This window comes from Acinetobacter sp. IK31 (assembly GCF_035615195.1).
Classification (GTDB): Bacteria; Pseudomonadota; Gammaproteobacteria; order Pseudomonadales; family Moraxellaceae; genus Acinetobacter; species Acinetobacter calcoaceticus_C.
Map to the genome: position 1 here is coordinate 16,230 of NZ_JANBOB010000024.1, position 12,232 is coordinate 28,461.

At 39.2% G+C, this 12,232-nt stretch carries 13 protein-coding genes; 7 read left to right on the forward strand and 6 right to left on the reverse strand.

Annotation, left to right across the window (positions count from 1 at the left end; genetic code table 11):
- Positions 1-63: 63 nt before the first annotated feature.
- Entirely contained in the window at positions 64-1,470 is a 1,407-nt protein-coding gene (gene dnaA, locus MSG66_RS13035) for a chromosomal replication initiator protein DnaA (protein ID WP_042898299.1), read from the reverse strand.
- 679 nt (positions 1,471-2,149) lie between these two features.
- On the opposite strand from dnaA, the gene rpmH reads away from it, so the two are divergent.
- From rpmH to mnmE, 5 genes are all read left to right on the forward strand, one after another.
- A complete protein-coding gene (gene rpmH / locus MSG66_RS13040) occupies positions 2,150-2,284 on the forward strand; it encodes a 50S ribosomal protein L34 (protein WP_000831329.1) in 135 nt (44 codons plus the stop codon).
- Between the two features lie 29 nt (positions 2,285-2,313).
- On the forward strand, positions 2,314-2,706 hold the full coding sequence (rnpA, locus tag MSG66_RS13045; protein ID WP_004640245.1) for a ribonuclease P protein component: 393 nt from the start codon (positions 2,314-2,316) through the stop codon (positions 2,704-2,706).
- Positions 2,707-2,716: 10 nt separating this feature from the next.
- On the forward strand, positions 2,717-3,037 hold the full coding sequence (yidD, locus tag MSG66_RS13050; RefSeq protein ID WP_003656027.1) for a membrane protein insertion efficiency factor YidD: 321 nt from the start codon (positions 2,717-2,719) through the stop codon (positions 3,035-3,037).
- Between the two features lie 5 nt (positions 3,038-3,042).
- Positions 3,043-4,803 carry a membrane protein insertase YidC gene (gene yidC / locus MSG66_RS13055; RefSeq protein ID WP_133976099.1) on the forward strand — a complete coding sequence of 587 codons (1,761 nt, stop codon included), beginning with the start codon at positions 3,043-3,045 and terminating at the stop codon, positions 4,801-4,803.
- Positions 4,804-4,893: 90 nt separating this feature from the next.
- Complete coding sequence (gene mnmE / locus MSG66_RS13060) at positions 4,894-6,249, forward strand: tRNA uridine-5-carboxymethylaminomethyl(34) synthesis GTPase MnmE (protein ID WP_133976097.1); 1,356 nt, start codon at positions 4,894-4,896, stop codon at positions 6,247-6,249.
- Between the two features lie 46 nt (positions 6,250-6,295).
- Here the strand turns inward: mnmE and MSG66_RS13065 are convergent, their stop codons facing one another.
- Positions 6,296-6,559 (reverse strand): metal/formaldehyde-sensitive transcriptional repressor, encoded by a 264-nt coding sequence (locus MSG66_RS13065; RefSeq protein WP_133976095.1) that lies wholly within the window; start codon positions 6,557-6,559, stop codon positions 6,296-6,298.
- A 57-nt stretch (positions 6,560-6,616) separates the two neighbouring features.
- Here MSG66_RS13065 and dmeF point away from each other — a divergent pair, with 57 nt between their 5' ends.
- Together dmeF and MSG66_RS13075 are read left to right on the forward strand one after the other, a co-directional pair.
- Entirely contained in the window at positions 6,617-7,603 is a 987-nt protein-coding gene (dmeF, locus tag MSG66_RS13070) for a CDF family Co(II)/Ni(II) efflux transporter DmeF (protein WP_324654331.1), read from the forward strand.
- 95 nt (positions 7,604-7,698) lie between these two features.
- Complete coding sequence (locus tag MSG66_RS13075) at positions 7,699-8,397, forward strand: DsbC family protein (RefSeq protein WP_133976091.1); 699 nt, start codon at positions 7,699-7,701, stop codon at positions 8,395-8,397.
- A 51-nt stretch (positions 8,398-8,448) separates the two neighbouring features.
- On the opposite strand, the gene MSG66_RS13080 is transcribed toward MSG66_RS13075, so the two are convergent.
- The 4 genes from MSG66_RS13080 to MSG66_RS13095 all read right to left on the reverse strand — a co-directional run bounded on the left by MSG66_RS13080 (position 8,449) and on the right by MSG66_RS13095 (position 12,053).
- Positions 8,449-8,700 (reverse strand): GlsB/YeaQ/YmgE family stress response membrane protein, encoded by a 252-nt coding sequence (locus tag MSG66_RS13080; RefSeq protein ID WP_324654332.1) that lies wholly within the window; start codon positions 8,698-8,700, stop codon positions 8,449-8,451.
- 173 nt (positions 8,701-8,873) lie between these two features.
- Complete coding sequence (gene hpt / locus MSG66_RS13085) at positions 8,874-9,401, reverse strand: hypoxanthine phosphoribosyltransferase (RefSeq protein ID WP_004640259.1); 528 nt, start codon at positions 9,399-9,401, stop codon at positions 8,874-8,876.
- Between the two features lie 214 nt (positions 9,402-9,615).
- Positions 9,616-10,941, reverse strand: a complete 1,326-nt coding sequence (gene guaD / locus MSG66_RS13090; protein ID WP_133976089.1) for a guanine deaminase — start codon at positions 10,939-10,941, stop codon at positions 9,616-9,618.
- 56 nt (positions 10,942-10,997) lie between these two features.
- On the reverse strand, positions 10,998-12,053 hold the full coding sequence (locus MSG66_RS13095; RefSeq protein ID WP_324654333.1) for an aromatic ring-hydroxylating oxygenase subunit alpha: 1,056 nt from the start codon (positions 12,051-12,053) through the stop codon (positions 10,998-11,000).
- Between the last annotated feature and the right edge of the window lie 179 nt (positions 12,054-12,232).

Below are 12,232 nucleotides of genomic sequence, written 5' to 3' on the forward strand. Positions count from 1 at the left end.
CATTTTTTAGCTGTGTACTATGCTGCACTTGCGTAGACTTTGCAACAAGGTCTTATTATTTCATTAACTCTGAAGTAGACGCAGTAGATTTTTATAATCTTCATCAAAAATTGGATCTTCTCCACGCAGACTGGCTACTTTTTCACAAGCATGCATCACAGTACTGTGATCGCGCCCACCAAAAGCCATTCCAATTTCTGGAAAACTATCACCAGTCAACTCACGAGCAAGTCCCATTGCCAACTGACGTGGTCGGGCATAAATTCGCGTACGTTTCGGTCCTACTAATTCTTTTAATGGGATACGGAAATATTCACTAACCACACGCTGGATATTTTCTACGCTAATTGTTCGTGCACGGATAGCCAACACATCTTTTAAAGACTCACGAACAACATCAAGATCGATTGGCGCACCTTTAAAACGGGAAATTGCAACGACTTTATTAAGTGCCCCTTCAAGTTCACGCACGTTCGCAACAACTTGTTGTGCAATAAATAATGCACAATTTCGAGGTAAATCAACGCCGCTATTTTCCGCTTTCTTTAATAAAATTTCGATACGAGTTTCAATATCTGGTGGTTCAACACCTACTGAAAGTCCCCAAGAAAAACGGGAAACTAAACGCGGATCTAACTCTGTTAATTCTTTTGGATAACGGTCGGAAGTTAAAATAATTTGTTTAGATTCATCAAGTAAGGCATTAAATGTATAAAAGAACTCAACTAGACTCGCCTCTTTACCAGCTAAGAGATGAATATCATCGACTAACAACAAATCTAAAGAACGGCAGTTTTTCTTAAACTCTTCTACTTTGCCTTTTTGTAAAGAACTCACAAAATCCTGAACAAAACTTTCAGAAGTCATATACATCACACGGGCATTAGGTTTGGCTTGTAATAAAGCATTACCAACTGCCTGCATTAAGTGCGTCTTACCTAGCCCTGTAGGTCCATATAAAAACAAAGGGTTATGCTGTGATGCACCTAACTGAGTTAATACTTTTCTACATGTTTCAGCAGCCATCTGATTCGAACGGCCTTCAACAAATAAAGAAAAAGTAAACTGAGGATTGAGCAGTTTCTTTTTCGATGTTTTTGGATTGACCACGCTATTAGCATGAGGACTAGAAATAGATTCGGGTTCTTTTTTTACTTTAAAACTTTGTGGTGGCGCACTTTGCAAAGCAGCCGTAGTGGTTGCTGGTTGTTCAGCAGATGACAAAATACTCCCAGGACGAGAATCAACTAAAATCTCAACCTGACGGACACGCCCTTCTGATAACTGCTCAGCCAATATAGAAATTAATTCTAAATGATTCTCTTGAATGTAACGCGTCCAATAAGGGTTAGGAGCATAAAGACGGAGTATTCCTTCTACTTCTTCAGCAACTAATGGGCGAATCCACATCGCAAAGACGTTATCAGAGAGCTCTTGTCGCAAGCGAGTTAAGCAGTCTGTCCAAAGCATGTGTATCCCCTATTCCTGCATTTTTAAATTCAAATAATCCAAAGATCAACCCTTCCTGATGAGAAGGGGTCGCCATTCTAACCAAGTTATCCACATCTGTCATGATGAATTCGACTGATTTTGCCTAAAAAGAAATCTCTTGTGAATAAATTTAAATTCAAAACCACTTGTGTATAACTTTTTGCACAACCTGTGGATAAATTATCACATAAACTTATCCACAATCCATAAATATAATAGAAACAGGGTTATCAACAACCCAAACATATGTTTTTTAAATTTAAAAGTGCGAAATCCACAGAAAAAGTGCCTCCTAATAAGAATAAATATAAATTTTAAAATTTGAATTTATTTAATAGGGGTTAGATCTTTTGTGGATAACTGCAAAATGTGAATTTAAATTCAAAAGTAGAAAATCAAAGCCAAGATGATATCTTATTTTGTTGATAAGTATGTATATAAGGTATGTATATAATAAAAGCTTTAATAAAAATAGACAATTACTTTGTGTATAACTTTGAAAACTATATATTGCACTGAATTATGAGAATCGTAAAAAAGAAGTAGAGAGATTAAAATTTGGGTTAAATACAAAACTTTCTTGGTTTTTCATTGACAGCGTAAACATTGCACAATAAAATCGCGGACCTTATAAAAGATCATTTTTGGGAGTTTCGATATGAAACGTACTTTCCAGCCATCTGAATTAAAGCGTAAACGCGTTCATGGTTTCCGTGCTCGTATGGCAACTAAAGCTGGTCGTCAAGTATTAGCTCGTCGCCGTGCAAAAGGTCGTCATAGCTTAACTGTTTAATACTGTTACGCTGACCAGACTTGGGTGTGATGACACTTTACAATTTTAGCACAGATGTGCGAATACGCTGTGCTGCAGATTATAAAAGTGTGTTCGATGGTGCGCTTTTTAAAGTGCATCAACCCCATTTTTTATTTCTTGCAAAATTAACCGAACAGCCTAATAGCCGTTTGGGTATTGTTGTTGCTAAGAAAAAAGTGCGCCGTGCGCATGAAAGAAATCGAATAAAACGTCTTGCTCGTGAGAGCTTTCGTCTACATCAGCCGAATTTTGGATCAGACATAGATATTGTGGTCATGCCGAAAGTTGGTATAGAAACGATTACGAATGCTGAGCTATATCAACAATTAGATTTTGCTTGGCAAAAATTACAACGTTTGGCAAAAAAACATTCTAAAGTTGGCACAACCTCGCAAAATTAAGAGATAGCCAATGGTTCGTTTTCTACGTTGGTTGATTCGACTGTATCAAATTGCGATTAGTCCGCTTCTTGGACCCCGTTGTCGTTATATTCCGACCTGTTCCCAATATGCGATAGAAGCATTGCAAACTCATGGTGCGATAAAAGGCGTTTGGTTATCTTCTAAACGGATTTGTCGTTGTCATCCGTGGGGAGGATCTGGATATGATCCGGTACCGCCAAAAGCAATTCGTTTTATTTCGTTTCATCAAATAGATTCTCAAACGCATCATGTTGCTGTACCCTTTCGTGATCGTTTACTGAAGCAAAATCTCTCTAACCATTTGGGGTAATAGATATGCAACAATGGGCCAGGTTTGCAATTCTCGGGGCCATGTTTGTCACCGCATATTTGCTCATTTTGGCTTGGCAAAAAGATTATGGAAATGCTGCAACTGCACCGCAAAAACAAGCGGCGGCTGTAAGTTCACATGAAGTATCTGCTGATTTGCCAAATGCTAAAAATGCAACAGTGGCTTCCGATGTGCCACAAGCAAATATTGCGCAGTCACAAACCACAGATGCAACTGCACCTGTGAATCAACAGCTTATTTCAGTACAAACTGACCTTTACCATATTTGGATCAATCCAAAAGGTGGTGATATTGTTCGTATTGAATTACTCTCACACGACAAAAGCAAAGACAGCGATCAGCCATTTGTTATGCTTGAAAATGATGCCAAGCGTACATACGTTGCTCAATCTGGCTTAATTGGTTTGAATGGACCAGATAGTAGTCGTGGTGGTCGACCATTATATGCTGTTGAAAAAACATCATATACTTTGGCTGATGCTAAAGGTGTACAGGATCAAAAGGGTCAATCTGAAAAAGTTTTAAACGTTCCGATGGTATTTAAAACACCTGAAGGCGTTGAAATTATTAAAACTTTTACCTTTACCCAAGGGCAATATCCAATTGTTGTAAGACATCAAGTTATTAACCGTAGCCAACAAAGCTGGCAAGGTCAGATGTTCGGACAATTAAAGCGTGATAACTCTGACGATCCTGGTAAATCTTCTCAAGGTATTTTCACTCTAGGAACTTTCTTAGGTGGAGCTTGGGGAACACCTGATTCACACTACAACAAGCTTAAGTTTGCTAATTTCTCAGAAGAAAAAGTAAGCACTGAAGCTAAAGGTGGATGGGTTGGGATTGTTCAGCATTATTTTGTAAGTGCTTGGATTCCTGGAAATCTTAAACTGACTCAAGCAAATGGTCAGCCTTATGTAGCTAAACTTGAATCTCGTCAATCTGCTGATCATATGAATATCATTGGTTTTACCTCACCAGTGATTAATGTTCCGGCAGGCACTTCAATGGAAGTGGACGCAAAACTTTATTCAGGTCCAAAAGTACAATCTGAATTAAAAGATTTAGCGGTTGGCTTGAATCAGACTGTTGATTATGGGTGGTTATGGCCGATTGCCAAGTTATTGTTCTTAGGTCTTCAATTCTTCCATAGCATTGTGGGCAACTGGGGATGGTCAATCATCTTACTTACCGTTATGGTGAAGATGATTTTATGGCCTTTATCTTCAAAAAGTTATCGTTCTATGGCGAAAATGCGTGTGATTGCACCAGAAATGCAACGCATGAAAGAAGAGTTCGGTGAAGACCGCATGCGCTTTTCGCAAGAAATGATGGCTTTATACAAACGTGAACAAGTGAATCCTCTTTCAGGTTGTTTACCATTGTTGCTACAAATGCCAATTTTCCTTGCCTTGTACTGGGTACTCATGGAAAGTGTGGAATTACGTCACGCACCATGGTTAGGCTGGATTCAAGACTTGTCAGCAATGGACCCTTGGTTCATCTTACCGTTAATCATGGGCGTAACCATGTTTGCACAGCAAATGCTGAACCCGCAACCAGCTGACCCAATGCAGGCAAAAGTGTTCCGTATTATGCCAATCATGTTTACGGTATTTATGCTGTTCTTCCCTGCAGGTCTCGTGTTGTATTGGATTGTGAACAACAGTATTACTATTTTACAGCAGTCGTTTATTAATAAGAGTGTTGAAAAAAGTCGTTTAAGTAAGACTGAATCAGCATCTTAATCGTTGAACTTTTGCTGAATAAATCCGCTTAAGATGGTAATCTTAGGCGGATTTTTCTTTGGCTGGATTTTAGGTTTTTAGGTGAATAATATGCAAAGTCAAACCACAATTGCCGCAATTGCAACGCCGCCAGGGCGTGGTGGTGTGGGGGTTATTCGCCTATCGGGACCTAAGGCTTATGAAATTGCTCAAAACCTGACACAGAAAAACTTGCCTGAAGCACGTATGGCGGGTTTCCGTAAGTTTTATGATGTCGATGGGAGCATTATGGATGAAGGCATTGTTCTATGTTTTCCAAATCCTCACTCATTTACAGGTGAGGATGTTGTAGAGCTACAAGGCCATGGTGGCCCAGTTATCCAAAATGCCTTGCTAGGTCGACTATTTGAACTTGGTGCCATTGCCGCAAAAGCGGGTGAGTTTTCCATGCGAGCCTTTGAAAATGGCAAGATGGACTTAGTGCAAGCTGAAGCGATTGCAGATTTGATTGATGCGACATCGCAAGCTGCTGCACGTTCTGCTGTTCGTTCTTTGCAAGGCGCTTTTTCAACAAAAATTAATACCGTTTTAGAAAAACTGATTCATTTACGTTTGCATGTGGAAGCCGCAATAGATTTTCCTGAAGAAGAAATCGACTTTTTGGCTGATGGCAAAATTTTAGCTTTACTTGAAGATGTACGACAGTCTGTACATGGCGTGCAAATGTCTGCACGACAAGGCCAATTACTACGTGAAGGTTTGCAAGTTGTGATTGCTGGTAAGCCAAATGCGGGTAAATCGAGCTTGTTGAATGCGCTTGCTGGCGTTGAGCGTGCAATTGTGACAGACATTGCTGGTACAACTCGCGATGTTTTACATGAAAAAATTAGTTTAAATGGTTTGCCAATTACCTTAACAGATACCGCAGGTCTCCGTGAAACGGGTGATATCGTTGAAAAAGAAGGGATTCGCAGAGCAATTAAAGAAATTGAACAGGCTGATTTGTTATTGTTGGTTTATGACTTAAATCAAGGCGATGATCCATTAAAACTAGCTCAAGAATATTTTGCTGAACATATTGAGCCGCGTCGTTTAATGTTAATTGGTAATAAATGCGATTTAACTGGTCAGTTAGCTGAAATAAGCGATTTTCAAGGGTTCCGTCATATTACCGTTTCTGCCAAACAAGAGATGGGCGTACAAGGCCTCGTAGACGCGATTACAGCTCATGCAGGCTTTCATCCTGAGGAAGACACCTTTATTGCCAGAACACGTCATTTAGACGCAATGAAACGCACACAGCTCTATCTCTCAGAGGCCCATGAACAACTTGTGGTATTTAACGCAGGTGAACTTGTTGCTGAATCATTACGACTTGCTCAGAATGCTTTAGGTGAAATTACCGGTGACTTTAGCGCCGATGACCTATTAGGCAAAATCTTTGGTTCGTTTTGTATTGGAAAATAATTAAAAAACTGAATGATGCAGATGGCTGTGTCATTCAGTCATCTCGTTAGCCGTATCTTTTTAGAACTTTTAAAAACTCATCTAATTCATTTTGATCAACCTGTGCTTCTTTGAGCACATGGTGATGTAAATGTTGTTCCATCAATTCACTCATCAGGCCGTTTATTGCCCCTTTAATTGCAGCGACTTGCTGTAGTATTTCTATGCATGAAATATCCGACTGTTCAACGGCATGCTCAATACTGTTAATTTGCCCTTTTAGTCGTTTTACACGATTAAGTATTTTTTTATCCTGACCAATGTGACTCATCTGTGTTCTCTTGTATAATTCAATATACTGGTAGGGAGTATATTGGGTTTGAATTTTATGCAGGATCATAGTGTATCACGTCATCATCAACATCAGTTTGATGAAGGAAATCCACTGGCGCAAAAACGTATTTTGATTGCAACCATTTTAACGGCATCCATGATGGTGTTAGAAATATTCGGTGGATGGTTTTTCAATTCAATGGCGCTTCTGGCTGATGGTTGGCATATGAGTTCGCATATGTTGGCACTCGGTTTAGCCTATTTTGCTTATCGTGCGGCTCGTCATTATTCCAAAGATCATCGGTTTAGTTTTGGAACTTGGAAAATTGAGATTTTAGCGGGTTATAGCAGTGCGATTTTGCTAATGGTTGTAGCCATTTTTATGGCGTTTCAGTCGATACAACGTTTATTTAATCCGGTTGAGATTTTTTATAATGAAGCGATTCCCATTGCAATTCTAGGGTTGATCATTAATTTGATTTGCGCATGGTTACTTCACGATGATGGTCACCATCACCATCACCATCACCATCACCATCACCATCACCATCACCATCACCAGCATGAACATGGGCATCAGCACCATGATTTAAATCAAAAAGCTGCTTTTTTACACGTAGTTGCAGATGCCGTGACTTCTGTTTTTGCAATTATTGCGCTTTGTGCGGGTAAGTATTTCGGTTGGGATTTTTTAGATGCACTTTTAGGCATTTTAGGGGCTATTTTAGTCGCGAAATGGTCTTTGGGATTAATGAAAGAAACAGGAAAAACCCTTCTAGATGCAGAAATGGATCATCCTGTGGTTGAAGAAATTCGTGAAGTGATTGCTGAATTTCCACAGTATGTTGAAATCACGGATATTCATGTCTGGAAAGTCGCAAAAGGCAAGTTTTCTTGTATTCTGGCGCTCGAAACCGATGATATTTCTTTAACCGCAGACCAGATTCGTCATGCCTTATCGATTCATGATGAAATTGTGCATATATCCGTGGAAATTAATATTCTAAAACCTACTTATGTTCCACGTGAAACATTGGCATAAATGAGTGGCAGTTTGGTTATAACTCGGTAATCAGTTCTGTTTCAAAGAGCGGAACTGATTAAAATGAGGTCCTCTCCTACCTATGAGTCGGTTTTATGCTTAAAAAACTAGGAATATTGGCATTATTTAGCTTAACGGCAAGTTTGAGTTTGGCTAATGTGGATACTGTTAAGGAAAATATTAAAAAACAGTACCCTAATTTGAAAATTAGCAATATTCAGAAAACCGAAATGCAAGGGTTATATAGCGCTAATTTGGATGAACAAATCATCTATGTCGGCGAAGATGGTCAGCATATGTTTGTTGGCTCTATGATTCGATTAAAAGATCAGAAGAATTTGACCAAAGATCTAGTTTTAGGACAGAACTCAATTGACTGGAAACAACTCCCTTTAAAAGATGCAATTAAAACGGTTAAAGGTAATGGACAGCATGTTTTAGCAGTATTTACTGATCCAAACTGCCCTTATTGCAAGCAGCTTGAACCTGAACTCGACAAGTTGAAAGATGTGACCATTTACACGTTCATCTATCCTTTAAAACCTCAGTCTATCGTTGTTTCTAGGCAGGTTTGGTGTGCGCCAAATCAATCATATTCATGGAAAAAACTGATTCAGCAAGGTGTTAAACCAACGGTTACGAGCTGTGCTAATCCAATTGACCGTAATTTAGAGCTCGGAAGAAAGTTAGGCTTTAATGGTACTCCTACTCTGATTTTTGCAAACGGATTTAAACTGGTAGGTGCTCGATCTGCCGAAGAAATTCAGTCAGTTTGGAAAGAGTTAGGACTATAAAATGAATTAAAAAAAGCACCATTCGGTGCTTTTTTTATTGCCTGAAAGTAATTAACTTTTTCGTGCAATCAAGTTGTAAATAAAGAGAATAAGCACTGCACCAATAATAGATGCGATAAAGCCCGCCACTGAATTTTCTCCGTAAAGCCCCAGTAATCGTCCGCCATAGGTAGCTAAAAGTGAACCTGCAATACCGATGAGGGTTGTTACGATAAAACCTGCTTTATCATCGCCAGGATGTAAGGCACGAGCGATTAAACCAGCAAAGAAACCAACCACAATAGCAACAATAAGTGACCACATATTTGTTCTCCAGTTGTTTTTTTGGTGAAGTTAATGATTTTGCTTCATATTCTATCGTGCTTGAGAGCTGTCTATTTTGTCTGTAGCAGATTGCGACTTTTTGTGTCTTTTTTGTTCGAAGCTAAAGTTTTATATAAAAAAAATAGCACCTCACGGTGCTATTTTTTTGAAATTTATAAGCCAATTTCGCCAATAAATGGTAAGTGGCGATATTTTTGGTCGTAGTCTAATCCATAACCTACAATGAATTTATCTTCAACTTCAAAACCTAAAAATTTAACTTCGAGATCAATTTCACGGCGAGATGGTTTACTCACCAATGTGCACAATTGAATTGAATTTGGATCTCGAGTTTGCAACATTTCCATGACTTTGCTTAAGGTATTACCTGAGTCGATAATATCTTCAACAACTAACACATCTTTACCGCGAATTTCACCATCAAGATCTTTTAAGATTTTAACATCCCGACTTGAAGTCGTACCGCCGCCGTAGCTAGACACTGTCATAAAGTCGAGTTCATGCGGTTTGGTAATTGTTCGGCACAAGTCTGCCATGAAAATAACAGAACCACGCAGTAGCCCAATCAGGACCAACTCTTTGTCACTATTGGCGTAGTGAGCGTTAATTTGCTCGCCGAGCTCTTTGACTTTTGCTTGAATTTCTTCGGTTGAAATCATGATGCTCATTGCAACAGTCATGTCAGATTCCTACAAGATATAAAAGAAAAAATAAAAAAGGTGTTGACCTGCAACACCTCTAAAATCTGAGTTAATGGTAAAATTTTAAAGCAAAATGACTTTTCATGCACCCTTTGATGACTCTGAAATTTTATCATTTTGAGCAATATGTTGATCTCGTTTTAATGCAAGAGCGCATATTCCAAATAATAACAAAAACTTAACAGCCCGATTTTTATTGGGCTGTTTCTTTTTGATAAGCACGTTTTCCATAAATATAAGTCGCCTCAATATTACGGTCATCACCTAAAGTAAATAATGCAAACAGCGCATCTTCAACAGACTTAGATTTAGACTGGCGAAGTTGCTGTAATGCTGTTGGCTTAAGATTCAATACAACAAAATCTGCTTCTTTACCGATGTTGAAATTGCCTAACTGATCGTGCAGATCAAGCGCTTTTGCTCCACCTAACGTTGCATGATAGAGCGCTTCAAAAGCAGAAAGCTTATCGCCTTGTAATTGTTGGACCTTATAAGCCTCGTTAACGGTTTGTAATAAGCTAAATGATGTACCTGCACCGATATCTGTACCTAAGCCCACCTTCACTTGTTTTTCCCATGTTTTTTTCAACGGGAATAAACCACTACCTAAAAACAAGTTTGAAGTTGGACAAAATGCGATGGCCGATTGTGTATCGTGCATACATTGCCATTCTTCATCTTCTAAATGAACACAATGAGCAAAAACAGATCGTTTGCCAGTTAAACCATAATGTTGATAGACATCTAAATAGCCTGATTGTTCTGGAAATAGAGATTTCACCCATGCGATTTCATCTTTATTTTCACTTAAATGCGTATGGACATAGACATCAGGGAATTCTTGTTTTAACTGCCCTGCTCTTTCTAACTGTTCAGGAGTAGAGGTTGGCGCAAAACGTGGGGTAATCGCATAAAGAGCACGACCTTTACCATGCCATTTTTCAATAAGTGCTTTTGTATCGCTGTAAGCGGTTTCTGGTGTGTCACACAGCGCATCTGGCGCATTGCGGTCCATGAGTACCTTACCTGCAATTAAACGCATCTGAACGTCTTCTGCGGCTTCAAATAAAGCATCTACTGACTCAGGATGAACTGTACAGAAGACTAGAGCGGTGGTTGTACCGTGTTTTAAGAGTTCCTGAACAAAGAACTGGGCAATTTCACTTGCATATGCTTTGTCTTTAAACTGGATTTCAGTTGGAAAAGTATAGGTATTTAACCAACTCAAAAGTTGTTCGCCGTAAGCTCCAACCATTTCAGTTTGTGGGAAGTGAATATGGGTATCAATAAAGCCGGGTACAATCAACTGTTCTGGATAGTGTTGAATTTCAACTCCAGCAGGAAGATGCTTTTGAGCTTCTTCCCATGCGCCAAACCAAATGATTTTTCCATGTTCACTAATCAATACACCATCTTCCAAATAGCGCACATAATTTGGAATATCAGTTGGCTCTGAGACAGTTTGTTGGATATCTAAAAAACGACCACGAACTACAGTGGTATTTGCTATCAATGACATGGAAAGCCTTTATATTTTCACTTTTTTCGGTTGATTGTACCCCAGTTAGCCAAGATTTAAACGGTATAACGTTTACTTAGTCCCCATTCAGCCAAAATCCGGCGGTAAGTTGTTGAAGAGCGGTCTGCTTCAAAATGAGCTTCCATCATCAAGTCCAAAGGAAGCTCTTCTGGCTTTTGTGATTCGATGATGTCCTGATCTTCGGCAAAAATTTGGGCATTAAATGCATATACTTTTTCTAAATCACCTGTTTGATCAAAGTTACGTGTTAAAGGAACAAATAATCGGGTTTTATTGCTTGATACAGGACAACAAGCGTTCAAGATTTTTAAAATGCCGCCTTCTGGAAAATCGACAGTAAGTATTGCTGAAAAAGGTGGATAGATATCAAAGGTGCGTTTCCATGAAAAGCCTTTCGGCTCTAAATGTTTTAGCTCATGTGGATAGTTGCTGACATTACTGATATAGACCGTTTTTAAGCCATAATTGGTACGTTCAGTTTGGTATTTGGGCACTACAGGGTTATCGCGATCAGCAAATGCGTTGTGATGTACCCATGCAAAATGTGCGACATCAATAAAACCTTCAAGTTGACGTCCGCTAGAACCGCCAATATCGACAAAAGGTGGCAAAATCGCTTGATGGTCTGTCTGGTCCCAAGTATCTAATACAGGAATATTGGCTTTAGCAATATCACGACCATGAATACTGGTCCAGATTAGGCCATAACGTTGCACGACTGGAAATTTTGTTAAAGAAAAGCGATCTGAAATTTTGGTTAATTCGGGCTGTGCGGGAATTTGGGTACATTTCCCTTCGGTGTTATAACGTAGACCGTGATAGGGACACACAATTTCCTCCCCTTCTACCCACCCTTTGGTTAGAGGCACACCACGATGAGGGCAAATGTCCCGAACGAGGTGAATTTCACCACTTTCTGTCTTATACAGGGCCATATTCACGTCTAATAGCGTTACTCGTTGCGGTGCGGTAGAAACGTCTTGAATACGGGCAACTGGATACCAGTGACTAGATAAAATTTCCCAATCTTTTGCATCAAAACTGCTGTTACACGGCATAGCAAGCGGCGTTAAAGTGGGAATAGCATTCATGGCATTACTCCTTAAAAAATTAGGGCTCTCACGAGCCCTTAAAATTTGGGCTTTTTTCTTTTTAGGAGATGCAAAGAGCTTGCCAATATAGATTTTTAATAAAGGAAAAGAGAATAAAGTTTTTAAAATACAAAAGATTAAAGGGTTCTATTTTTGAATGTTCGTTCTAGTCTATGTTT

What these genes read in the sequence shown, in the direction of transcription:
- MSG66_RS13080 (WP_324654332.1), bottom strand. Translation starts at nt 8,700, where the DNA reads ATGTGGTCACTTATTGTTGCTATTGTGGTTGGTTTCTTTGCTGGTTTA.
- rpmH (WP_000831329.1), top strand. Translation starts at nt 2,150, where the DNA reads ATGAAACGTACTTTCCAGCCATCTGAATTAAAGCGTAAACGCGTTCAT.
- MSG66_RS13075 (WP_133976091.1), top strand. Translation starts at nt 7,699, where the DNA reads ATGCTTAAAAAACTAGGAATATTGGCATTATTTAGCTTAACGGCAAGT.
- rnpA (WP_004640245.1), top strand. Translation starts at nt 2,314, where the DNA reads ATGACACTTTACAATTTTAGCACAGATGTGCGAATACGCTGTGCTGCA.
- dnaA (WP_042898299.1), bottom strand. Translation starts at nt 1,470, where the DNA reads ATGCTTTGGACAGACTGCTTAACTCGCTTGCGACAAGAGCTCTCTGAT.
- yidD (WP_003656027.1), top strand. Translation starts at nt 2,717, where the DNA reads ATGGTTCGTTTTCTACGTTGGTTGATTCGACTGTATCAAATTGCGATT.
- dmeF (WP_324654331.1), top strand. Translation starts at nt 6,617, where the DNA reads ATGCAGGATCATAGTGTATCACGTCATCATCAACATCAGTTTGATGAA.
- yidC (WP_133976099.1), top strand. Translation starts at nt 3,043, where the DNA reads ATGCAACAATGGGCCAGGTTTGCAATTCTCGGGGCCATGTTTGTCACC.
- mnmE (WP_133976097.1), top strand. Translation starts at nt 4,894, where the DNA reads ATGCAAAGTCAAACCACAATTGCCGCAATTGCAACGCCGCCAGGGCGT.
- MSG66_RS13095 (WP_324654333.1), bottom strand. Translation starts at nt 12,053, where the DNA reads ATGAATGCTATTCCCACTTTAACGCCGCTTGCTATGCCGTGTAACAGC.
- guaD (WP_133976089.1), bottom strand. Translation starts at nt 10,941, where the DNA reads ATGTCATTGATAGCAAATACCACTGTAGTTCGTGGTCGTTTTTTAGAT.
- hpt (WP_004640259.1), bottom strand. Translation starts at nt 9,401, where the DNA reads ATGACTGTTGCAATGAGCATCATGATTTCAACCGAAGAAATTCAAGCA.
- MSG66_RS13065 (WP_133976095.1), bottom strand. Translation starts at nt 6,559, where the DNA reads ATGAGTCACATTGGTCAGGATAAAAAAATACTTAATCGTGTAAAACGA.